Origin of the sequence: Bradyrhizobium sp. CIR18, assembly GCF_014198295.1 — a bacterium.
Classification (GTDB): domain Bacteria; phylum Pseudomonadota; class Alphaproteobacteria; order Rhizobiales; family Xanthobacteraceae; genus Bradyrhizobium.
Map to the genome: position 1 here is coordinate 1 of NZ_JACIHF010000017.1, position 24,173 is coordinate 24,173.

Sequence of the window (24,173 nt, forward strand, 5' to 3'; positions counted from 1 at the left end):
GAATCCGTCTTGCCTTCCAATGCAATAGCTAGACAAAACCCATATGCGATTCCCCTGCGCTTGCGGGGGAGGGCTGGGGTGGGGGTGCTTCCGCAATGGGACATTCCAGATGCGGAGAAAGCCCCCACCCGCGCTACGCGCCGACCTCCCCCGCAAGCGGGAGAGGTTGCAGCGAGTTTGCCGCCGGATCGTTTCAATCAAAATCCAATCGGCCTAAGCCCTGCGCCGCTTCGCCTTCACATCGACCATCAGCCGCCAATCACTTGCATCGGCCGGCTTGGCCTCGCCGAGCCAGTGGAAGGAATCGTCGGTGATTTCCGTAAAGCTCCAGCGCGTCAGCTCGCCGGCCTCCGTTGTGCCTTCCTGCACGATGTCGGCGCCGCGCGGCCGGCCGATCTGCTGCCGGAAGACGCTGCGTCCGGGATCGAACCAGGAAATCCGCCACGCAGCGATGGTCGGATCGTAGACGCGCAGCGTCGTGCCGTACCAATTGCCCGCAATCGGAAAGTCGGGGCTGCCTGCGGGGCGCGGGATGATCCAGACGTCCTGGACGGCGCGGCCCTCCAGCACCCAGCCAAAATGGATCTCGCCGGCTGCCGTGTGTTTCGCTGCGCCGGGCCCATGGGCGGTGATCTCGGCAACCCAATCCCCGACGAAGCGGCCATAGAGCTGCAGCGCCGCCGCGTGCTCGGGGTTCGGTCCATCCGCGTGCAAGAGTCTGGCAAAGTCGGTCATGTCGATCTCCTGTTTCAGACAGATCAGCACGACCGGCCGACCGCCGGCTTGGAGAAAATTGCGCGTCAGACCCCGTCGAGGATGATCACCGTCGGCTTCGACGGCAGCGCATCCCGCGACATGCGGAACGACCGCTCGGAGCGCCGGTCGATCTCGAACTGCTGGCCGATCCGGCGCATGAAATCGTCGAGCGGGGTGGCGAAGCGATGCATCGGCAGCACGACGGAGGCGCGCAGGCGCCTGGTGATGTCAGAAATCCCTTCGAGCGACATGGTGTAAGTGCCGTCGATCGGCACCATCACGATATCGAGCCGTCCGATCTGGGCGAAATGGCTGTCGTCGAGCTTGTGATGGAGGTGGCCGAGATGGCCAATACAGAGCCCCGCGACCTCGAAGATGAAGATCGAATTGCCGTCGCGGATCATGTCGGCGCCGGCATCATCGCCGAAATAGCGGCGGATGTCGGTCGTGACATTGCGGATGAAGGCGTCACTGATGCGCTCCGACACGATCGCCGGCTTGCCGTCCTCGCCCCAACCATGCAGCACGTGAGGAATGCGCTTATCGGGAAACAGCGAGTAGTGCGTGCTGTGGGCCCGGTTCATGGTCACGACGTCGGGCAGTCGTCCGACCTGATAGGCGCCGCTATAATCGGTCGCGATGCGCAGGCCGCCGGGCGTGTCGATGAAATAGGTGGAATGGCCGGCATAGGTGATCTCGACCCCGCCTGTGCCGGCCGCCGGCCGGAACGCCACCGGCAGGATACGCGGGGCCGCGTTGGCCATCGCCAGGCATTCGCTGCGCTGTGGCTGCTGGGCGAGGGCAGGGGCGGCCAGCCAACTGAGAAACGCAAGAGCCGTCAGCAATGGTCGAAACATGCAGAACCGTCCGCCGCTCATCGACGATCTGCTGAGTGTATCGACGAATCATCCTCGCGTCATGTGGTGCCGGCCAGCCGCGCCAATCCGCCGCTTGCCTCGATCAGTTTCACGGCCTTCCTGTCGAAGGACACGAAAGTGTCGGCTCCAAGCCAATTGCCTTCATGGGCGATGACGCCATCGGCGAAATCGCCCCCGGCATCGAGAAACGACAATCCAGCCTCGGCTGCCGGCCGATCGACGACCGCATTGGAGGCATTGATCAAATGCCGGATCGAAGCCGAGATATTCTCAGCCGAAGTTTTGTAGCCTCGAGAGAGAACCCAGGCCAGTTCGCACAGTGCGGGAATCGAGATGGCTATGAGGTCTGCCTTCTTGAGAAGGGCTTCGGCCACCTTGCTCTGTTCGGCGTCATCCCCGACCAGAACGCGCACCAACACGTTGGTGTCGGGCGTTATCTTCATCGCTTGCCGGTCCAGCCGTCAGCAATGACTTCGTTCATCTCCTCGATCGACAATGATCGACCGTTCGTTTTTCCTCTCAGGAAACCGAAGGCGTCCGAAATCTTTCCGACGGGCCGAGCTGCCTTCACCTCAACCCGCCCTCCCGGAAGCTTCTCTATCGAGATCTTGTCGCCGGGATGCACACCGAGGTGCTCCAGGAGATCCTTCCGCAGCGTAACCTGCCCCTTTGCCGTGACAGTAAGCGTGCCCATGGGATCCTCAATTCTTGATAGCCGATAGGTAAGGTAATTTAGCCTTACTTTCAAGTGAGGCAGGCAAGGCGCCTCTCACGCCTTCAGTCCCGCCTTGGGCTGAACTTCCAGGTGATCGCAACGAGGCTGGCGGTGATCAGGCCACTAATGAGGCCGGCGATGGGGAGTGCAAGCAGCAGTGCCGCGGTTGCGGCCCAGCCAATCGAGGAGAACGCCTCCGCGAAGGTCGCGAGCCGCGACGAGGTCTGGCGGCGGCGGAATTGGCTGCGCCGGGCCTGCACCCGGAACCAGAGCTGGATCGCGGTCGCGGAGGCCGCGCTGAGGATGATCGCGCCGGCACTCACTGCTGCCTGGATCGGTGCGGCGAAGGCCAGTGCGGCAATCAGCGGGCAGAAGATGACGGCGATCGCGATCAGCACCACCTCGATCTTGGCGCGGATGACGGCGGATGGCGTCAGCGGCGCAGTCGCCACCAGGTCGGGGGCGTCCTCGCCCGAGATGGTCAGCCAGGCCAGTCCGCCGGCAAGCTGTCCGGCCGCCATCACCACGACCGGCGTGATCAGCGTCAGCGCCGCGGAGCTGTCGGCAAAATTGCGCCAGAGCAGCAAGGCCGGCGGCACCAGATAGAGCAGCTGCATCAGGGTCTGCGAGATCAGCCAGGGATCGCGCCAGAGCAGCGAGAACTCCTTGCGCCGCAGCGCCTGCTGCCGCGACCCGGCGCGGAACGGGCGCTCCTTCGCGCGCCTGTTGCCGGAGGTGCCGTAAGCGGCGGCATCGATCGCCGTGTCGGCAAAGCGGTGCGAGAAGATCGCCATGACGCTTCCGAGCAGCACCAAAGCGAGCGCCAGGAGCGGCAGCAGCGCTTCGCTGTCGCCCATCGCCGCCCGCGCCGGCCACCACCAGATGCTCTCGACATCGGGGGCATGGGCGGCCACGCTGCCCGAGGTCAGGATGGTGAAGCGCGACAGCGTGCCGTAGGACATGATCGCCGCGATCTGGAGCGCGATGACGAAGCCGGCGCCGATGATCGCGGCGAGGATCTGGGCGATCAGGCGCGTGCGCGCCGGGCCGATCAGGCGAAACAACAGGATGGTGACGGCGATCGCGACCGCCGCGGCCGAGAGGCCCATGACGACGACCACCCCGAATGCGCTGAGCCAGCGCGCGCCGCCGCCGATCACGAGCACGTCGATGAAGGGCGTCGAGAACAGCAGCGCGATCGCGGTGACGGTCAGCGCGATCGCGGCGATGCGGACCGAGAACAGATTGGCGAGCGTCGCCGGCGAGGACATGATCAGGTCGAGATCGGCGCGGGCGTAGAACACCCGCGTCACCGATTCGATCGCCTGCGACAGCATCAAGGTCCAGGCGAGAAAGATCGTCGCCGAGATCACGATCAGCGAGGATTTGTCGAGCGGCAGCTGCAGATCGGCGAAACGGCCGATCACCGCCCAGGCCGGCAGGTGCAGCAGCGCGGCGAAGCAGATGAGGCCGATGACGGCGGCGCGCGCCCGCTTGCGCCGTCCGCCGGTCATCATGGCGAACCATTCGCGCCAGGCGAGCCGGAGCTCGTGGCGTGCGAACCAGGAGAGCGCGGTGGCCGAGCTCATGCGGCTTCCGGAAGCGTCACCAGCGCGATGAAGAGATCCTCCAGGCTGGTATCGGCATGGCCGTTCTGCTGGCGCAGCTCGGTTAGCGTGCCCTCGGCCACCAGACGGCCCGAAGCGATCACGCCGATGCGGTCGGCCATGCGCTCGGCGACTTCGAGAATATGCGTGGTCATGATGACGGTGCAGCCGGCGCGGACACGTTCGCTGAGCAGGCCCTTCACGTGGCGGGCGGAGACGGCATCGAGCCCCGTCAGCGGTTCGTCGAGAATGATGAGGCGGGGATCGTGCACCAGCGCGCCGGCGAGCGCGACCTTCTGGCGCATGCCCTTGGAAAAGCCTTCGCAGCGCTCGTGTCGGTGCGGCTCCAGGCCGAGCGAGCCGAGCAGGTCCTGCGCGACCGGCTCCGAGACCGACGGCGCGATGCCCCAGAGGCCGGCGACGAATTCGAGATATTCGAGCGGGGTCAGCTTGTCGTAGATCATCGGCTCGTCGGAGACCCACGCCATCACCTGCTTGGCGGCGACGGGATTTTCGAGCGCATCGATGCCGAAGATCGAGACCGCGCCGGCATCGGGCCGCAGCAGGCCCGCGACCATGCGCAAAGTGGTGGTCTTGCCGGCGCCGTTGGGGCCGACCAGCGCATAGAATTCGCCGGCGTGGATGGTGAGATCGAGGCTGTCGACCGCCAGACGGTCAAAACGCTTCGTTAACCCCAGGACTTCCAGCGCCGACTTGTCCCGCTTCATGACGCCCACACTATCCGGTTTTGCATCGCTCGCGACCATGATCCCAAGATGTTTCGGCACCGTGAATCTACGGCCCACAAATTCCGCCATCCGGTTTCGACTAATGGCAAGTCACCGTTTGTTGACAGTAAGGAGCGGTTCAGGCTGAATTGGTTCCGGACAAATGGCGCTAACGCAGCGAAACGACTGCGTAGCGACTGGACACAAGATGCGGCAAGGCGGTCGGGAAGAGCCGCCGGCTGTATCGGGAGGACGCGCGTCAATGCTGGATTTCGTTCAGCAGCTGGTCAGCGGTGTTGCGCTCGGCTGCGTCTACGGCCTGATCGCGCTCGGCTTCGTGCTCGTCTACAAGGCCACCGAGGTCGTCAATTTCGCCCAGGGCGATCTGATGATGCTCGGCGGCTTCTTCGCCTTCACCTTTATCGGCATGATGGGCCTGAACTACTGGATCGGCTTTGCCGGTGCGGTGGCCGCGATGGCGCTGTTCGGCATGCTGGCAGAGCGCGTCGTGGTGCGGCCGATCCTCGGCTATCCGCAATTCTCCATCATCATGGCCACCATCGGCCTCGGCTATTTCCTGCGCTCGGTCGCCGGCATGATCTGGGGGACCGATGATCTGAAGATCGAAACGCCGTTCAGCCAGGGCGTGCTCCGCATCGGCTCGCTGGTGCTCGCCTACGACAAGCTGTCGGTGATCGCGGCGACGATGATCCTGTGCACGCTGCTCTATCTCTTCTTCAACAAGACCACGCTCGGCACCGCGATGCGCGCCAGTTCCGAGAACATGCTCGCGGCCTACTACATGGGCATCCCGGTCAAGCGCGTGGTGTCGATCGTCTGGGCGATCAGCGCGGCGGTCGCGACCTGCGCCGGCGTGCTGCTGGCGCCGATCACCTTCATCCATTCCAATGTCGGCCTCGTGCTTGGCCTCAAGGCATTTCCCGCCGCGGTTCTCGGCGGCTTCGGCTCGATCCCGGGCGCCGTGGTCGGCGGCGTCCTGATCGGCGTGATCGAGAGCATGGCCGGCTTCTACCTGCCCGAAGGCTGGAAGGATGTCGCGCCGTACCTCGTGCTGCTCGCGGTGCTGCTCTTGAAGCCCGAAGGCCTGTTCGGCCACCACGTCCGCAAGAAAGTCTGAACGCCATGCGCTTCCTGTTCAAGACCGACTATGAGGACGACATCAAGCTGTTCCCGCATTCGGGCTATCTGGTCTCGTACGGCATCCTGCTCGCACTGCTGCTGATCGCGCCCTATGTGCTCTCCAGCTATTTGATGAGCCAGCTCGTCTTCGTCTGCATCTATGCGATCGTCGGCGTCGCGCTGCTGATCCTGACCGGCTTTACCGGCCAGGCCTCGCTCGGCCACGCTGCATTCCTCGCCATCGGGGCCTACACGGCGGCATACTTGCAGAAGTACAACGTGCCGTTCCCAATCTACTTCCTCGCCGCCGGAGGTTTGACCGGCATCATCGGCGCGATGGTCGGCTTTCCCGCTTTGCGCCTGACCGGCATCTATCTCGTCATCGCCACCATCTCCTTTGCCCTGATCGTCGAGGAGATCCTGGCGCGCTGGGAAAGCGTCACCCACGGCAACGAGGGCATGCGGGTGAAGACGTTGTCGCTGCTCGGCGTCACCGTCCCGCGCGACAGCCCCACCTTCTATTTCCTCTGCCTCTCGGTGCTGGTGCTGACCATCGTCGGCACGCTCAACCTGCTGCGTTCGCCGACGGGCCGCGCCTTCGTCGCGATCCGCGACAGCGAGACGGCGGCACGCAGCATGGGCGTCAACGTCGCGCTCTACAAGGTGAAGTCCTTTGCGATCTCGGCGGCAATCACCGGCTTTGCCGGCGTGCTGTTCGCGCACAAGCTTTCCTTCATCTCGCCGGAGATGTTCACGCTCCAGCTCTCGATCGAATTCATCATCGTGATCCTGATCGGCGGTACCTTCAGCCTGCACGGCGCGGTGCTCGGGGCGATCTTCATCGTGATGATCGATCCGTTCCTGACCTATCTCAAGGACGACATGCCCGGTCTGATCGCCGGGATCGCGGCGACGTTCGGCGCCGGCCCGGCCACCGCCGGCAACATCCAGTCGAAGGTCGCGGCCTTCGCCTCGCTCAACGGCCTCAAGGGCGCGATCTACGGCATCATCATCGTGCTGTTCGTGTTGTTCGAGCCACTCGGTCTCTACGGCCGCTGGCTCAAGATAAAACTCTTCTTCCAGCTGTTCCCGCTCTACAAGCGCGCCACCTTCAAGCGGCAGAAGATCTACGTGAAGTCGGAGCGGAACCGATGAGCTATTTCCGCGCCGAAAATCTGTCGCTGCATTTCGGGGGACTCAAGGCCGTCGATGCGGTGTCCTTCGCGGTCGAGAAGGGCGAGATCCTCTCGATCATCGGGCCGAACGGTGCGGGCAAAAGCTCGATCTTCAACCTGATCTCGCGGATCTACCGGCCGACCTCGGGCCGCATCTTCTTCGAGGATCAGGATATCACCGAAGAGCCGCCCTACGACATCGCCAAGCTCGGCATCGCCCGCACCTTCCAGAACATCGAGCTGTTCGAGAATGCGACCGTGCTGTCCAACCTGCTGGTCGGCCGCCATCGGCATTCGACCACGCAGCTCTGGCAGGAGCTCTTGTTCCTCCCGAGCGTGCGCGCCAACGAGAAGGTCCATCGCCGCAGGGTCGAGCAGGTCATCGAATTCCTCGACCTCGAACCCTATCGCGACAAGCTGATCTCCGGCCTGCCTTACGGCGTGCGCAAGGTGATCGAGCTGGCGCGCGCGCTGTGCTCGGAGCCGAAGCTGATCCTGCTCGATGAGCCATCGTCCGGCCTCAATGTCGAGGAAACCGACGACATGTCGTTCTGGATCCGCGACATGAAGAGCGAGCTCGGCGTCACCGTATTGATGGTCGAGCACGACATGTCGCTGGTCAACCGCGTCTCCGATCGCGTCATCGCATTGAATTACGGAAGGGTGCTGGCGATGGGGTCGCCCGCCGAAGTCCAGCAGCATCCCGACGTCGTCGCTGCGTATCTGGGAGCTTGACGCATGGTTGCCGCTGTCACGCCCGAGATCATCTTAAAACTCTCCAACATCGAGAGCTATTACGGGCCGATCATGGCGATCCGCGGCATCTCGCTGGAAGTGCCGCGCGGCCGCATCGTCACCCTGCTGGGGGCCAACGGCGCCGGCAAGACCACGGTACTGAAGACCATCTCGGGCATTCTCGACCCGCAGAAGGGCTCGATCGAATTCCTGGGCAAGCCGATCCAGCGCATGGAGGCCGACCGGATCGTGCGGCTCGGCCTCAGCCATGTGCCGGAGGGACGCGAGGTGTTTCCGTTCCTGTCCGTGCGCGAGAACCTGATGATGGGGGCCTATCCGCGCAAGGACCGCGCCGGCGTCGCGGAGGATCTCGATCGCGTCTATGGTTACTTTCCGCGGCTGAAGGAGCGCATCAACCAGCCGGCCGGCCAGCTCTCGGGCGGCGAGCAGCAGATGCTGGCGATCGGCCGCGCCTTGATGAACCGGCCGACGCTGCTGCTGCTCGACGAGCCCTCGCTCGGCCTGTCGCCGCTGCTGGTGAAGGAGATCTTCACCATCATCCGCCGCGTCAATGAGGAGCAGGGCATGTCGATCCTGCTGGTCGAGCAGAATGCCAAGGTGGCGCTCGAGACGGCGCATTACGGCTATGTGCTGGAGATCGGCCGTATCGTGATGAACGACACCTGCGACCGCTTGATGCATTCCCAGGACATCCAGGAGTTCTACCTTGGCGCCAAGGAAGCGGGTGCGCGAGGCGAGCGGCGCTGGAAAAAGAAGAAGACGTGGCGGTGAGGAAGAGCTGGCAGTAAGATGAGCTTGCCATCCGCAATCAAGACCGCCGGCAAGGCAGGCAGCGGAGGCAGGCGACAAGGAGGAGACGTGCATGGCCCGACCGGCGGTGCTGACGGTCGCTGATACGATCGCGAAGAGCTTCTTGCGCGCCGCGGAGATGCGGGGCGATCGGCCGGCCATCCGCGAGAAGAAATTCGGCATCTGGCAGCCGACCAGCTGGCGCGAATGGCTCGCGATATCGAAAGAGATCGCCTACGCGCTTCACGCCTCCGGCTTCATGCCCGGCGACGTCGCCTCCATCATCGCCAACGCCGTGCCGGAATGGGTCCATGCCGACATGGGTATCCTGTGCGCCGGCGGCGTCGCTTCGGGCATCTACCCGACCGACGCGTCGTCCCAGGTCGAGTATCTCATCAACGATTCCCGGACCAAAGTGATCTTCGCCGAGGACGAGGAGCAGCTCGACAAGATCCTCGCCTGCCGCTCGCGCTGCGCGAGCCTGCAGAAGATCATCGTGTTCGATATGGAGGGCCTCAGCGGCTTCTCCGACGACATGGTGATGTCGCTCGACGAGTTTCGCGCGCTCGGCCGCAATCACATGGTCGGCCGCGAGGCGCTGTGGCAGGAGATGATCGACAGCCGCGGCGCCGGCGATCTCGCGATCCTGGTCTATACGTCCGGCACCACCGGTCCGCCCAAGGGCGCGATGCACGCCAACCGCAGCGTTACGCACCAGATGCGTCACGCCAATGACTTCATTCCGGCGCAGGAGGACGAGGACAGGCTGATCTTCCTGCCGCTGTGCCACGTCGCCGAGCGCATCGGCGGCTACTACATCTCGGTCGCTCTCGGCTCGGTGATGAATTTCGCCGAGAGCCCGGAAACCGTGCCGGACAATTTGCGCGAGGTGCAGCCGACCGTCTTCCTCGCGGTCCCACGCATCTGGGAAAAATTCTACTCCGCCATCACCATCGCGCTGAAGGATGCGACCCCGCTGCAGCAATGGGTCTATCGCCGCGCCATCGGCATCGGCTACCGCATGGTCGATTACCGGATCGAAGGCAAGTCGCCGCCGCTGTCGTTGCGCCTCGCAAGCCGGATCGCCTACCGGCTCGCATTCCGCAATATCCGCCGCATGATCGGGCTCGATCGCTGCCGCGTCGCCTTCACCGGCGCAGCGCCGATCGCGCCGGAGCTGATCCGCTGGTATCTCGCGCTCGGCATCGACATGCACGAGCTCTACGGCCAGACCGAGAATTGCGGTGTCGCCACCATGATGCCGGCGACGCGGATCAAGCTCGGTTCGGTCGGCACCGCCGTGCCCTGGGGCGAGGTCACGCTGTCGCCCGAGGGTGAGATCCTGATCAAGGGCGACTTCCTGTTCATGGGCTACCTCAACCAGCCGGAGAAGACCGCCGAGACCATCGATCAGCGCGGCTGGCTGCACACCGGCGACGTCGGCACCATCGACAATGAAGGCTTTGTCCGCATCACCGACCGGATGAAGGACATCATCATCACCTCCGGCGGCAAGAACATCACGCCGTCCGAGATCGAGAACCAACTCAAGTTCTCGCCCTACATCTCCGATGCGGTCGTGATCGGCGACAAGCGGCCGTATCTGACCTGCCTCGTGATGATCGACCAAGAGAACGTCGAGAAGTTCGCCCAGGACCACGACATTCCCTTCACCAATTACGCGAGCCTGTGCCGGGCGACCGAGATTCAGGACCTGATCGGGCGCGAGATCGAGCAGGTCAACGGCAATTTTGCCCGCGTCGAGACCATCAAGAAGTTCTACCTGATCGAGCGCCAGCTGACGCCTGAGGACGAGGAGCTGACGCCGACCATGAAGCTGAAGCGCGGCTTCGTGAACAAGCGCTACGCCGCCGAGATCGAGGCGATGTATCGCGAGCGCGCGGTTGCTTGAGCAAGATCCGGAGGATCATGCTCAAGAGAGATGGATTTGAGAAAACGGCGAAGGCTTGAGAGGCCCGATCCTTCGCTCAACACGGGCCACCGAAGGAGGACTGCAATGTCGAAATCGCTGAAGGCGCTGGGCCTGGCGGTGAGCGCCCTTGCGCTGACCTGTCTGCCGGCCGCCGCTCAAACCAAGGTCACCAATGAAGGCATCTCGGCATCCGAGATCGTCATCGGCACGCATCAGGACCTGTCGGGCCCGATCAAGGGCTGGGGCGTGCCGGTCTCCAACGGCATGAAGATGGCGGTCGAGGAGATCAACGCGGCGGGCGGTGTCCAGGGTCGCAAGATCAAGCTTGTCGTCGAGGATAGCGGCTACGATCCGAAGAAAGCTGTGCTGGCTTCGCAAAAGCTGATCGAGCGCGACAAGATTTTCGCGATGGTGGGACCAATGGGATCGCCGACCGTGCTCGCTGCGCAGGATATCCTGCTCGACGCCGGCGTGCTTCAGCTCTTCCCGCTGACGGCGGCCGAGTTCACCTTCAAGTTCGATGCGGCCAAGCCGCAGGAGCGGCTGAAGTTCAACAACCTCCTGCCCTATGTCGAGAGCACGCGCGCAGCGCTCAAATACATGATTGAGGCAAAGAATTTCAAGAAGCCGTGCATCATGCATCAGGACGACGAGTACGGAAAAAACGTGCTCGATGGCTTCAACCAGCAGCTCGCCGCCATGAAGGTGCAGCCGGCCTCGATCACGAGCTACAAGCGCGGCGCCTCCGACTTCTCGGCGCAGGTCGCCAAGATGAAGTCCGACGGCTGCGACCTCGTCGTGCTCGGCGCGGTCCTCCGTGAGCCTATCGGCACCATGACCGAGGCCAGGAAGCTCGGCTGGGAGGTAACCTTCCTCGGTGCCACGCCCGTCAACGTGCTCGAAGTGCCGGCGCTCGGCAAGGAAGTGGTGGAAGGCTTGTATGCCGCTTCGAACTTCGAAATCCCCTACGAAGACACCGCGAAGGGAAAGGTGAAGGACTGGCTCGTCAATTACAAGAAGATGTTCAACGCCGACGCCAACACGCAGGCGATCATCGGCTACAATGCGGTGATGACGTTCGCGCATTATGCCAACAAGGCTGGCAAGGATCTCACTGGCCAGAAGATGCTCGACGCGCTGGAGTCCGGCGACAAGTTCCAGGATATCTTCAATTCGCCGCCGACCGTGTTCTCGAAGACCAACCATCTCGCCACCACCGTCACCCAGGTGCAGCAGGTGAAGAACGGCCGTTGGGTGCTGGTGAAGGACAATCTGATGTTTTGATGAAGGGCGGCTCTCGCGACACGAACGGTGCACCCTCTCCCCTTGCGGGAGAGGGTGGATCGCCGCAAAGCGGCGAGCCGGGTGAGGGGTCTCTATCCTCACGAATAGCCTAGCGAGCGGAAAAACACCTCATCCGGCGCCAGAGCCGAAGCTTGGCTTCGGCGTTTTCTCCCGCAAGAGGAGAAGGAAGAAGCTCGCCAAGCTGAGCGAAACTCAAGATCCCCCGCTCGCCGTCCCCGAATTCACCGGTGCCAACTCGTCCTCGCGGCAGCGCCAGCCGTCGGCGGCTTTGACGAACGCAAAAGTGCGCTGGATCCTCAGGCGACGCGTCACGTTGAAGGCTTCTGCCGAACGCTCCTTGTTGGCGGCGCTCGGCTGCGGGAGGCCCGTCCTAGCGTCCCAGCAGGTGCCGGTGCAGCTGGATGCGACCTTGCTGCACATGGTGAAGGGCGCCAGCACCGCCATCTCGATTTCGCCGGTGACCTGCGCCTCCTGTTCGGTCACCTGGCTGTCGAGCGCGTAGACGCGGTTGATGCGGAGGAAGTGGCCGCACGAATTGGCCGCATGGATCCGCGCCGCGCAGAAGTCGACCGCGTCGGTGTCGGGGATGCGGGCCGCGACCTGCCGGCCGAACACCTTTCTGGGGTCGCCCTTTGCCGTGCGGATCTCGTCGGCCTTGTGCTTTAGATGGTCGGAGAGACAATCCTCTGCGGATTCGAGCTCCTGGAGCGGCACGTTCTCCTTGCCGACCAGATTGCATTTGCGATCGCGCTCTCGTGTCCACCTGCCATATTCGGCGAAGGCAAAGCGCGCCGCGGTCGGGTCCAGCTTGCCGATCAGGCCGAGCACCTGGCCATTGAGCTCCGTTTCGGCGAGTGCCAGCGACGGGTCCGCACAGATCACCGCGCCCGCCGCGGTGTTGGCAGCGAGGCAGTCGAAATCCGGATCGCGCAGGATCGCGGCGCGCTCCTCTGTCACCTTGAGCAGGCACGCCTTTACCCGCTCGAAATCGTCGGGGCGGATCGCGGTCTGGCCGACGATGCCGCAGCCGAGATTGCGCTGGCGGATCCAGATCGCATTCTCCTCGATCGCGGGAAGGCGATCGGGCAGCCGGGCGAGCCGCGCCTCGATCGCGGTGTTCAGCTTCTCGGCGGCGGCGGCAAGCGCGGCATCACCGCAGAACAATTGATTGCCGGGGTCGCGAATCTGCTGGCAGTTGTTCTTGGCGAACAGCGGCAGCCGATCGGCGATGGAGCGGTCGGACTGCGCTGACGCGGGTGAGGCGAGCGCCAGCAACGCAATCACAGTCAGCACGATGAACCGCATTCCCGTCGCCCCCGCAAAGCCGTGGCCATGCTAGCCGTCCGGATCGCGTCGTGGAATGGGTTTTTGGTGAACCGAGGTTCGTAGCCCGGCTGAAGCGTAATCCGGGATTCGAGCGATAAGCGACCGCGCCCCGGATTTCGCTGCGCTCCATCCGGACTACAAGATGGCTCAGCGCGCCTCGACGGCCATCATCGAGACCTGCATCGGTTCGTCGACATATTTCATCACGGCCGACCGATGGAGCGCGAACAGCGGCTGGTAGCTCCGCGCAGCGTCGTCCTCGACCATCGCCATGCGGCGGTTGTCGAGCATCAGCCAGCGGCCATCGAGGCGCGCGGCGACAACCGCATGCTCCTCGCCGGCCCTGACGTCGCGCACCACGACGATGCGGAGATCCTCGGCGGCCACGCCCGCCAGCCGCAACGCGGCGAGCTTGGCGATGGCATAGTCCTCGCAGTCGCCGGCGCCGCGCGAGAAGGTCGCAAGCGGCGAGCTCCAGACGTCGTCGATGCCGTCATTGGCGGCCCGGATGGCAAGGTTGATGGCGCGGTTGGTCTCGCCGAGCCGGGCGCGGCCGTCGCGGGCGCGGGCCTGGTCGACGATGGCGAGCAGCTTCAGGGCCGCCGGCGAAGCGCAATTGTCGCGGTCACCGTCGCATAGCGCGAGCTGCACCATGTCGCCGTCGAGCTTGTCCTTCAGCAGGAGCCATTTCTGTTGCAGGCTGCCGGCGGAGATGGCGAAGGCGAACACGCCGAACGGCTCGGCGGATTTGCGCACGAGTAGGCCTGCGCCCGGCGACAGCAGCGTGCCGGCGCGAAGCTCGGCGGCCGACCCACACAGGACCAATCCGCACAGGACAAGGATTGCGCGCCAGGCGCGCGAGCGAGCAGCGGTCTCCATCTGACATCCCCTTCCGGCTTCGGTCCAAGTCCCCCTCGACCTGAACGCGCCAGGCTTTGTTGCTTTCGCGGAGATAGTGCGAGACGGGCTGTTTTGTTCTGCTTAACGCGCCCGGCTGGGGTTCCAAATCCGGGGAACAGGCTGAAACAGGCTCGTCCAAATTGCGTAAAATTTTACGATTCGCCGGCTAGGAGGTGTCAGTTCGCCGCGAAATCGAGCCAATTGCAGACATAGGTTGTGGAAGTGCCGAATCTGGGTCCTATGGCTAACGACCCCCTATTTCATGGGGTTCTGTTAGTTAGGTCACAGATTTAAGTGCGTATTTGCCGCAGGATGCTGCGGGACCTCGCGACGGTAAGATGACGCAAGTATCTGCTCTTTGACTATACGGCAGGTTACTTTGGATGATTGGAAATGCGTGGAAACAGGCCGAATTCGACTTCCGAATATTTAAAAGGTTACTTTCGCTTCTCTGGAGCGACGCCAAGACGTGGGGTTTCCTGGGGCCAAGTGATGCGAAATCACACAAGCAATAGATGGTATCGCTAAGGACTTGCTAATGCTATGCAAGCTTAGGCGGTCGATACTTACTTAAATTTTAACCCTTTTTACGGTGCCCGGTTGAACTACGCTGGCCAATTTGACGCCGCGATTCCTTTGGACGGCCAGGGTTCCCGTTCGCCCGGCGGCGCTCATGTCGATTCCTTTACGGCGAAAGCGCAGGGCCACGTGCCCGAGGGCGCGTTCGTTGTTCCCGACCCCAACCTGATCTTCAACGGCGAATTCAAGCGCGCGGGTCTCGATCTCGTGCTGTCCCACGAGGGGCACGAGTTCGTCGTTCACGATTATTTCAGGGGCGACAAGCGCGCCGCGCTCGCCTCCCCCGACGGCGCCCATCTCACCGGCGAAATCGTCAACGTGCTCACGGGCCATGTCCAGGTCGCTCAAGCCGCCCCCGGCGGCGCTGCCGCGGCCCAGGTCATCGGCCACGTCACCAAGCTCGTGGGCAGCGCGACCGCGATCCGCAACGGCGTCTCGGTCATCCTGAACAACGGCGACAACGTCGAGAAGGGTGACGTGGTCTCGACCGGCGCGGATTCCACGCTCGGCATCACCTTCATCGACGGCACCGTGTTCGGCCTGTCCTCGAATGCGCGGATGGTGTTGAACGAGATGGTCTACGACCCCAACGGGTCGAGCAACTCCTCGCTGCTGAGCCTCGTCGCCGGCACCATCACCTTCGTCGCCGGCGAGACCGCCAAGCACGGTGACATGAAGATCGACACGCCGGTTGCCACCATGGGCATCCGCGGCACCGCCGTGCTGACCCAGATCAACTTCGTCGTTCCCGCCGGTGGCGGCGATCCGCAGCCGCAGGCGAGCTTCCAGGTGCTGGTCGAACCGAACGGCACGACGGGCTCCTACATCCTGTTCGACAAGGTCACGCTGCTGCCGATCGCGACGGTCAACCAGGCCGGCCAGATGATCCAGATCAGCGGCGGCAACGTCTCGATCTCCAATGCGCTGATGTCGCCGGATGTTCAGAAGCTGATCACGGACGTGTTCACGCTGAAGTTCACCGACAACAACACCAACACCAAGCTGACCACGAACTTCACCGACACGCTCACGCCGATGAGCCTGGACGTGGTGTTCAAGTCGGGGGGCGGCGCCGTCGCGACCGCGACATTCGTCAATCTCAATCCGCAGGGATCGGAGGCGCCCAGCACGTCCACGCCGCCCATCGTGCGTATCCCCGGCCAGCCGATTGTGCAGAGCTTCGACGCCGGCGGCAATGTGAAGTCGGCGTTCGCGCTGACCGAGCGTGCCGACACCACCGGCGACACGCATTCCGATACGATTTCCGGCCTGATCAGATTCGTCGATCAAAACCTCGGCGACCGGCCGACGGTGAGCATCAGCCTCGCCGAAGCGCCGAACTATGTCTACAAGGACGCCGGCCAGCACGACGTCACCGGCTCGCTCTCGGCGCTCCAGAAGCAGGACATCGCGGCGACCCAGATCCAGATCAACGTCGCCCCCGACGCCGGCAACAATAACAACGGCTCGGCGGTCTGGACGTACACGATCCCGGACAAAGTCTTCGACTTCCTCGCGGCCGGCGAAACGCTGACGCTGACCTATATGGTCCGCGTCGACACCAATTTCGCAGTCAATCCCGAGTCCAAGTTCATCCCGATCACCATCACGGTCACGGGAACGAACGACAAGCCCACCGTCGCGACGTTGGGCGGAACCGTCATCGAGAAGGTCGGGACCGGCAACGAGACTCTGGATACCATCACGGGCACCGTCACCTTCACCGACGTCGATCTGATGGACCGCCCGATCGTGAGCGCGGCGCTCTCGTCGACCCAGCCGTTCAAATATCTCGATGCGCAAGGCCACGACATCACGTCGACGCTGACGCCGCAGCAGCTCGCGGCGATCGCCGCCGTCGAGGTGCCGCTGACCGTGGTACAGGGCGCTGGAAACAGCAATAACGGTTCGGCCACCTGGACCTACAGCGTTCCCGACCATCTGTTCGATTTCCTCGCCAAAGGCGAGAAGCTGACCCTCAACTACGTGGTGCAAGTCGATGACGGGCACGGCGGTGTCGTCAGCACGCCGGTTACCGTGTCCATCGACGGTGCGGACGTCAATGTCGAGGGCACCAACGACGTGCCGACGATCGTCGAAGATCTGACCACGCCGACCGGTGCGGTGACCGAGGATACGGCGGCCACGCTCGCCGCCAACGGCACCATCACATTCAACGACCCTGATCTCACGGACACCCACACCGCGAGTTTTTCGCTGAAGTCGACGATTTCGAGCGCGCATCTGCCCGGCTTCAGCGACGGCGCCTCGCATATCGGCACGTTCAGCCTCGGCTCAGTGAATGAAAGCCCGGGCGCCAGCTCCCGCGGGTCAGTGGGCTGGACCTTCACGCTCGACGACAACGACCCGGTGCTCCAGTCGCTGGCGGAAGGGCAGACCATCACGCAGGTCTATACCGTCAGGATCGACGACCATCACGGTGGGACCGTCACCCGGGACGTCACGGTCGTCATCACCGGCAAGAACGACGCGCCGACCGTCACCAGCGGTGCCGCGGCGGCGACAGGTCATGTCGTCGAGGACGCGGGCCTGACGCTGTCGATCGACGGCACGCTGGCGATTCAAGACCTCGATCTGATCGACACCCATGCGGCGCAGGCGGTGTTCAAGTCGTCGTCCATCAGCTCGGCTCTGCCGGGCTTCGATGCCGACAGCACGCACATCGGCACGTTCACGATCGATCAGTCGGTGCTGGAGTACAATACCGACACGAGCAATGGCGCGACGCTGGGTTGGCACTTCACCCTCGACAACAGCAATGCAATGCTGCAGTCGCTGGCGCAGGGCCAGACCATCACGCAGGTCTACACCGTTACGTTCGACGATCATCATGGCGGTACCGTCAGCCAAGACGTCACTGTCACGATCACGGGCGTCAATGATGCACCGACGATCACGAGCGATGCCGCCGCAGCGACGGGCGCGGTGACCGAGGATGAGTGCGCCTCGCTCACGGCCGACGGCACGCTGGCGATCCAGGATCTGGACCTGACCGACACCCACACGGCGGCATGGTCGTTCAAATCTTCGTCCGTCAGCTCGGACCTGCCGGGCTTCGGCGCCAGCTCGCATATCGGCACCTTCACGATCGATGCGGTGTCCGAATCCGGCAGCGACAACGACGACGGTGCGACGTTGGGCTGGCACTTCACGCTCGACAACAACGATCCCGTGCTGCAGTCGCTGGCGGAAGGGCAGACCATCACCCAGGTCTACACCGTTACGCTCGACGACCAGCATGGCGGCAAGATCAGCCAGGACGTTACCGTCACGATCACCGGCACCAATGATGCGCCGGCGGTGTCCTATGTCACGTCGGACTACATGAACTTCGACGGCCAGACCATCGCGGTCGGCGAGGTGCCGACCGTCGCGTCCGATGGGGTTACGCTGGATGGCTGGGTAAACTGGAACGGAGCCGCTGCGCCCGACGGCCAGGTCCTGTTCTACAACGGCAATACCTCGACAGCCGGCTTCGGTCTTATCGGTACCGTCGTCAGCGGCAATCTGGAGATCGAAATTCTCGAGGGAGGCGTCGATATCCTGGATACCGGCTTCGCGCTCACTGCAGGGCAATGGCATAACCTCGCCTTGACGCGCGATCAGGGTACCTTCACGCTTTTTGTCGATGGGAACGCCGTCTACTCCCACAGTGGAGGCGTGAACGCGGTCGGCAGCGGCCAGGATCCGTCCTACATGATGATCGGGGCCGCAAGCGACAGGTACGCCCCCGGCTTCGGGGCGCAGGGCTTCACCGGCTCGATCGCCGATGTCAGCGTCTGGACCACCGCGCTGACGCAAGCTCAGATCCAGTCGATCGACTTCACCGCGCTCACCGGCAACGAGGCCAATCTGGCCGCGTATTACCAGCTCGCCGACGGCGGTGGGACCACGGCCTCCAATGCGGTCAACCCCGCCAAGAGCCTCGCCATCGCGGGCGATGCGGACTGGGCAAGCAGCACCTCCGGGCCGGGCGGCGCCGTTGCCGATTTGGTGGAAACCAATGCCGGCCAGCTCGCGCATGGCGTGCTGGTGGTCTCCGACGTCGATGCGACCGATCACGTCACGGTGGCGGTCAGCGAGGTACAGGTTACATTCGACGGCGTGCTGCAAACGGGCAGCGTCGGCGGGTTGTCGAATGCCGACCTCCTCGCGGATCTCACTGTCCCCTCGGGTGATATCCTCGACGGCACCGCGACTCATACGCAGTTCACCTGGACCTTCAATTCGCACGGGCAGGCGTTCGATTTCCTCGCCGCCGGCCAGACGCTGTCGCTGCAATACACGATCGTTCCGTCGGATGCCGAGGGCGCTGGCACGAGCGCAGTCGTTACCGTCAACATCGCCGGCAGCAACGACGCGCCGACGCTGGCCGATCTCCACATCGGACCGCTCGAGGATACGACGGCCGACGACACCTTCTGCGATCTGACCGGGACGTTGGCGGGCAACGATGTCGATACCGGCGAGACGGCGACGCTGACCTATGCCGTCATCAATGCGGATCACCATGCGGCGACGACAGCTGGCGGACTCTACGGGACGCTGACGGTCAATCCCGATGGCAGCTACAGCTACGTTCCGAACGCCGCCGCGATCAACGCGCTGGCCGACGGCTCCTACGCGGATATTTTCACGGTCCAGACCACGGATGTGCACGGTGCAACCGGCACGGCCACCCTCACCGTGGACGTGACCGGCGCGGACGAGAGCGACGCTCCGGTGATCGACGTCGACCAGATTTACGTCACGCAGGAAGGCGACATGGTGTTCGTCCATGGCATCACCGTCGCCGATGCCGACGCTGCTCCCGATGAAACCTTCACACTCACTGCGGCGGCGGATTCGGGCACATATGTGGAGCCAGCATCGACGTCCGATACCTTGGCGAGCGTCAATTCGGCCCTTCAATATCTGACATACGCCGAGCCGAGCCCGGGTGGGCCTGCGACGGATAAGCTGGCGATCACCGTCACCGACAGCCACGGTGCGAGCGATACGGTCAACCTGATCTTCAATCTGGCCGAACAAGGCCCGGTGACCCTCGCCAGCACAGATGGCAAGGATGTGTTGTTCGGGACGGGCTATCAGGATCAATTCGTGTTCGCGGCCAATTCGAATCGCGACATCATTCTGGATTTCACGCACAATCAGGACCACATCGACCTGTCGGCCGTCGTGACCACCGCCAGCGTGTCCGACTGGATGGCTCAGCACGTGGCTGCGTCTGGAACGGATACTTTGATCACGCTCGATGCGGCGAACACCATCCTCGTCAAGGGTGTCAGTCTTCAGGCGAGCGACTTCATAGTGCATTCCTGACACCCCTGGGCGAAGCCGATCGTTGGCACACCAGGTCGGAGCTGCCGCTCGTCGTCAAAGCGTGATATTCCACCAGCATGAAACGTCTCAAGATCCTGCGACGGTGGTTTGCGCGAAAGTTCGGCTTTGCGCGGCTGATGTGCCTTGCGCTGCTGGTCGTGTTCGCCGGCGCGCGGCTGTGGGACCCGCCGCCGATCCAGGAATTGCGGCTGCGCACCTTCGACATGTTCCAGCTGATCGATCCTCGCCATAAGACGGCGCGGCCGGTTACCATCGTCGACATCGACGACAAGAGCCTCGCCAGGCTCGGACAATGGCCGTGGCCGCGCACGCGCATCGCCGACCTGATCCAGAACCTCACCAACAACGGCGCGGTGGCGATCGGCTTCGACGTCGTGTTCTCGGAACCCGACCGGCTCAACCCGGACCTGGTCGCGAGCCACATGCGCTATCTGGACGATGCCACCCGCGCCAAGCTGCGCGAGCTGCCGAGCAACGACCAGATACTCTCCGATGCGATCAAGCGCTCGCGCGTGGTGCTGGGCGAGACCGGGCTTCCCGAGGTTTTGACCGAGCTTGATAAATCACTTCCGCTCACGGGGGTGGCGACCGTGGGCGAGGAGAGCGCCGAACGCTTCCTGTTCGAATTTCCAGGCTTGCTGCGCAACGTGCCGATCATCGAGAGGGTTGCTGCCGGCCGCGGCCTGTTTTCGATCAGGAAAGAGCGGGACGGGTTCATCCGCCGCGTGCCGATGATCATGCGCGCCCAGGGCAACATCATGCCCTCGCTCAGCCTCGAGATCCTGCGGGTCGTCACGGGCACGCCGACGCTGCTGGTCAGGACCGACAAGACCGGCGTGCGGGCCGTGCGTCTCAAGGGCGTCGAGATCCCCACTGACAAGAACGGCCAGTTCTGGGTGCACTACGCCCGCCGGGATCCCTCGATCTACGTCTCCGCGGCCGACGTGCTCGACAACAGCGTGTCGCCGAGCAAATTCGCCGGCAAGCTGGTACTAGTCGGGACCTCCGCGGCCGGGCTCAACGACATCAAGACCACGCCGGTATCCTCGACCATGCCGGGCGTGGAGATCCACGCCCAGGTGCTGGAGAGCGTGCTGAGCGGCGCGGCGATCTCGCAGCCAAATTACGCACTCGGCGTCGAGCTGCTCGCCGCGCTCATCATCGGCCTGCTGGTGATCATATTCACGCCGAATCTCGGACCGGTGCGCCTGGTGCTTGCGGGTGGGGCCTTCGCCGCGATCCTGGTCGGCGTATCCTGGTTCTTCTACGCACAGTACCGCTATCTCATCGACTTCACCTACCCGTTGCTGTCGACCACCGCAGTCTACCTGACGCTGATCTTTGCGAGCTTCGTGCGCGAACAGCGGCAGCGCGTGCAGATTCGCGGGCAATTTGCGCAATACATGTCGCCGGTGCTGGTCGAGCAACTCGTGCAATCGCCGGAGAAGCTCGTGCTCGGCGGCGAGGAGCGCGAGATGACGATCATGTTCTCCGATGTGCGCGGCTTCACGACGATCTCGGAGAGCTACAAGCACGATCCACAAGGGCTCATCGAGCTGATGAACCGCTTCCTGACGCCGCTGACCGACGTCATCATCGAGCGGAAGGGCTACATCGACAAATATATGGGCGACGCCATCATGGCGTTCTGGAACGCGCCACTCGACGATGCCGAGCACCAGATCAACGCCTGCGAGGCCGCGATCCAGATGCTGGAGCAGATCGACACGGTCAACAAGGAGCGCGAGCAGGAAGCCGCCGAGGGCGGCCGCGTCTACATCCCGCTCAATGTCGGCATCGGCCTCAACACCGGCATCGGCGTGGTCGGCAACATGGGCTCCGACCTGAAGAAGAACTACTCGGTGCTCGGCGACAGCGTGAACCTGGCATCGCGTCTCGAAGGGCAAACCAAGGAATACGGCTTTCCCATCATCGTCGGCTCTCGCACCGCGCTCGCCGCCAAGGACAGGTTCGCGATCCTCGAGCTCGACTTCATCATGGTCAAGGGCAAGACCGAGCCGGAGGTGATCTACGCCATCGCCGGGCGCGAGGACGTGATGCACTCAGGCGCCTTCCAGCGCCTGCGCAACATCACCATCGAGATGCTCGGCTGCTACCGCGGCCGCGACTGGCAGGGCGCACTCGATGCGATCGAACGCGGCCGTCACAGCGAAGACGCCGATACGCTGGAGAAGCTGTTCAGGCTCTACGAGGCGAGGATCAAGGATTTCCAGCTCAACCCGCCGCCGGAAGGCTGGACCGGGGCCTATGCGCTGCTGACGAAGTAGTGTTTCGAGCGTGTAGTCCCGGCTAACGCCTCACACTCGCTGTCGTCCCTGCGAACGCAGGGACCCATAACCACAGGGAGTGGTTACGGCAGCGAGCGGGTAACTCCGAGTCTTCGCCAAACCACTCCCTGTGGTTATAGGTCCCGGGTCTGCGCTGCGCTTGCCCGGGACGACAGCTGAGTTTTGATGCGTGAGCACCAAATATCAACTCTCGTAGGGTGGGCAAAGGCGCGGTAGCGCCGTGCCCACGATCTTGCTCGGCAATGTAGAAATGGTGGGCACGCTTGCGCTTTGCCCACCCTACGACACCTGCGTTGGCCCCTCACTCCATCCCGATGGTCGTCAGATCCTGAAACCAGTGCTGGGCCTGCACGAACTGCTTGATCTTTGGCGACAGCGCGTGCGGGTTGGTATCGTGCACGACCCAGACCAGCGCGGCGTCGTCCACGATCAGCGCGTGCGCCTGCGCCAGCAGCTCGTCCTGCTTGGCGCTGTCGAACGTCTGCTTGGCCTCGTCGATCAGAGCATCCACCTTCGGATTCTTGTAGCCGCCCCAGTTGACGCCGACAGGCGCGATCTGGCCCGAATGGAAGAAGCGGACGATAGCGTAAAGCGGGTCTGACGTGACGTAGGCGATGTTGTTGGCGGTGATGCCGGCGTTGATCTCGTCGGCCGCGCCCTTGCGCCAGTGCGTATAGAGCGTTTCGAGCTCGACCACCTTGAAGTCGATGTCGATGCCGATCTCTTTAAAACTCTGCTGCAGGAATTCGTTCATCGGCAGCGATAGCATCTGGCCGGTACCTCCTTGCGCGATGATGAAGGTGGCCTTCAGTGGCTTGGCCTTGGAGTAGCCGGCCTCCTCGACCAGCTTCTTCGCTGCAGCCAGATCGTATTTCAGCTCGAAGCCCGGCTTGCCGAACCACGGGCTCGACGGGTCGACCTGGCCCTTGGCAGGCTTGGCAAGGCCATTCATCAGCCCGACCACGGCGTCACGGTCGATCGCGAGGTTCAGCGCCTTGCGCAGGCGGATATCGGTCCAGGGCGAGCCCGGCAGCACGCTGAGATGATAATTCCAGACATGCGGCGTGACGTTGTCGACGAGCTTCATGCCGGCCGCTTTCAGTTGCGGCACGGCATCCGGCGCCGGCGTCTCGATCAGATCGACCTGTCCCGCAAGCAGCGCGTTGGTGCGGGTCAGTGCTTCCGGCATCGGCACCAGCACGATCTTGTCGGCCTTCGGGATGCGCTTCTTATTCCAGTAGTCCACATTCTTGCTGAGTTCTGCGAGCTCGCGCGGCACCAGCTTGGTCAGCTTGAACGGGCCGGTGCCGGAGGGCTGGCTGGCGAACTTGTCCCAATCCTTGCCGAGCTTGTCGTACTGCGCAGGGCTCGATACCAGAAACCACAGCATCTGATAGGGGAAGAAGGAGTCGACCGTCTTCGTGGTGATCTCCACGGTGAAATCGTCGACCTTGGCGTAGCTCGCAACGGAGGGAAGGCGGGTCTTCACCTGCGCGCTCTGCCGTTTGTCGAATTGCGGCGCCTTGTCGTTGAGCACCTTGTCCAGATTCCAGATCACGGCGTCGGCGTTGAACTCGCTGCCGTCGTGAAACTTGACGCCCTTGCGAAGCGTGAAGCGCCATTTGGTCTTGTCGGCATCATCCACCTTCCACTCGGTGGCGAGCCCCGGCACCAGCTTGCCAGGCCGGTCGGCGACATCCATCTCCCAGGCGACCAAGGGATCGTAGATCGTGTAGGCCGTGAACTGATAGGCGCCGGCGCCGCGATCGGGCTGACCCGTGGTGAGCGGAATGTCGGCCATCGAGATGCCGTAGCGCACCACCGTTTCGGCGCGCGCCGAGATTGCGGACAACGCCAGCGCAAGCACGGCGAGACAAATCGATAGACGAACACGCATGGCCCAAAGCTCCCAG

Annotated in this window: 17 protein-coding genes; 8 read left to right on the forward strand and 9 right to left on the reverse strand. The window is 63.4% G+C overall.

Translation table 11 applies throughout. The annotated features are described in order from the left end of the window. Window positions 1-213: 213 nt before the first annotated feature. From GGD65_RS33970 to GGD65_RS33995, 6 genes are all read right to left on the reverse strand, one after another. Complete coding sequence (locus GGD65_RS33970; protein ID WP_026202535.1) at window positions 214-735, reverse strand: hypothetical protein; 522 nt, start codon at window positions 733-735, stop codon at window positions 214-216. A gap of 65 nt (window positions 736-800) precedes the next feature. Continuing rightward, window positions 801-1,613: an MBL fold metallo-hydrolase gene (locus GGD65_RS33975; RefSeq protein WP_183238086.1), complete on the reverse strand. Its 813-nt coding sequence runs from the start codon at window positions 1,611-1,613 to the stop codon at window positions 801-803. A 59-nt stretch (window positions 1,614-1,672) separates the two neighbouring features. After that, window positions 1,673-2,077, reverse strand: a complete 405-nt coding sequence (locus tag GGD65_RS33980) for a type II toxin-antitoxin system VapC family toxin (RefSeq protein ID WP_018321340.1) — start codon at window positions 2,075-2,077, stop codon at window positions 1,673-1,675. After that, the gene (locus GGD65_RS33985) at window positions 2,074-2,328 is read right to left on the reverse strand and encodes an AbrB/MazE/SpoVT family DNA-binding domain-containing protein (protein WP_018321341.1); all 255 of its coding nucleotides are present in this window, start codon (window positions 2,326-2,328) and stop codon (window positions 2,074-2,076) included. Before GGD65_RS33985 ends, GGD65_RS33980 begins: the two co-directional genes overlap by 4 nt. A gap of 83 nt (window positions 2,329-2,411) precedes the next feature. Beyond that, window positions 2,412-3,938, reverse strand: coding sequence for a permease (locus GGD65_RS33990; RefSeq protein WP_183238087.1), 1,527 nt, complete (start codon window positions 3,936-3,938; stop codon window positions 2,412-2,414). Then, complete coding sequence (locus tag GGD65_RS33995) at window positions 3,935-4,684, reverse strand: ABC transporter ATP-binding protein (RefSeq protein WP_026202537.1); 750 nt, start codon at window positions 4,682-4,684, stop codon at window positions 3,935-3,937. The genes GGD65_RS33990 and GGD65_RS33995 overlap by 4 nt, the downstream gene beginning before the upstream one ends. Window positions 4,685-4,946: 262 nt before the next feature. Between GGD65_RS33995 and GGD65_RS34000 the strand changes: the two genes are divergently transcribed. The 6 genes from GGD65_RS34000 to GGD65_RS34025 all read left to right on the forward strand — a co-directional run bounded on the left by GGD65_RS34000 (window position 4,947) and on the right by GGD65_RS34025 (window position 11,761). Next, complete coding sequence (locus GGD65_RS34000) at window positions 4,947-5,822, forward strand: branched-chain amino acid ABC transporter permease (RefSeq protein ID WP_018321344.1); 876 nt, start codon at window positions 4,947-4,949, stop codon at window positions 5,820-5,822. 5 nt (window positions 5,823-5,827) lie between these two features. Then, entirely contained in the window at window positions 5,828-6,979 is a 1,152-nt protein-coding gene (locus tag GGD65_RS34005) for a branched-chain amino acid ABC transporter permease (protein ID WP_183238088.1), read from the forward strand. Beyond that, a complete protein-coding gene (locus GGD65_RS34010; protein ID WP_018321346.1) occupies window positions 6,976-7,734 on the forward strand; it encodes an ABC transporter ATP-binding protein in 759 nt (252 codons plus the stop codon). The genes GGD65_RS34005 and GGD65_RS34010 overlap by 4 nt, the downstream gene beginning before the upstream one ends. Window positions 7,735-7,737: 3 nt before the next feature. After that, entirely contained in the window at window positions 7,738-8,526 is a 789-nt protein-coding gene (locus GGD65_RS34015) for an ABC transporter ATP-binding protein (protein ID WP_018321347.1), read from the forward strand. Between the two features lie 91 nt (window positions 8,527-8,617). After that, window positions 8,618-10,456, forward strand: a complete 1,839-nt coding sequence (locus tag GGD65_RS34020; protein WP_183238089.1) for a long-chain fatty acid--CoA ligase — start codon at window positions 8,618-8,620, stop codon at window positions 10,454-10,456. Between the two features lie 105 nt (window positions 10,457-10,561). Continuing rightward, window positions 10,562-11,761: an ABC transporter substrate-binding protein gene (locus GGD65_RS34025; RefSeq protein ID WP_018321349.1), complete on the forward strand. Its 1,200-nt coding sequence runs from the start codon at window positions 10,562-10,564 to the stop codon at window positions 11,759-11,761. Window positions 11,762-11,974: 213 nt separating this feature from the next. On the opposite strand, the gene GGD65_RS34030 is transcribed toward GGD65_RS34025, so the two are convergent. Both GGD65_RS34030 and GGD65_RS34035 read right to left on the reverse strand, forming a co-directional pair. Next, window positions 11,975-13,087, reverse strand: a complete 1,113-nt coding sequence (locus GGD65_RS34030) for a lysozyme inhibitor LprI family protein (RefSeq protein ID WP_018321350.1) — start codon at window positions 13,085-13,087, stop codon at window positions 11,975-11,977. A gap of 168 nt (window positions 13,088-13,255) precedes the next feature. Continuing rightward, window positions 13,256-13,987 carry a transglutaminase-like cysteine peptidase gene (locus GGD65_RS34035; RefSeq protein WP_018321351.1) on the reverse strand — a complete coding sequence of 244 codons (732 nt, stop codon included), beginning with the start codon at window positions 13,985-13,987 and terminating at the stop codon, window positions 13,256-13,258. Between the two features lie 621 nt (window positions 13,988-14,608). Between GGD65_RS34035 and GGD65_RS34040 the strand changes: the two genes are divergently transcribed. Both GGD65_RS34040 and GGD65_RS34045 read left to right on the forward strand, forming a co-directional pair. Further along, entirely contained in the window at window positions 14,609-19,930 is a 5,322-nt protein-coding gene (locus GGD65_RS34040; protein ID WP_183238090.1) for a VCBS domain-containing protein, read from the forward strand. A gap of 77 nt (window positions 19,931-20,007) precedes the next feature. Beyond that, the gene (locus GGD65_RS34045; RefSeq protein ID WP_183238091.1) at window positions 20,008-22,239 is read left to right on the forward strand and encodes a CHASE2 domain-containing protein; all 2,232 of its coding nucleotides are present in this window, start codon (window positions 20,008-20,010) and stop codon (window positions 22,237-22,239) included. A gap of 322 nt (window positions 22,240-22,561) precedes the next feature. Here GGD65_RS34045 and GGD65_RS34050 read toward each other — a convergent pair whose 3' ends face one another. Next, on the reverse strand, window positions 22,562-24,157 hold the full coding sequence (locus tag GGD65_RS34050) for an ABC transporter substrate-binding protein (RefSeq protein ID WP_183238092.1): 1,596 nt from the start codon (window positions 24,155-24,157) through the stop codon (window positions 22,562-22,564). Window positions 24,158-24,173 lie beyond the last annotated feature (16 nt).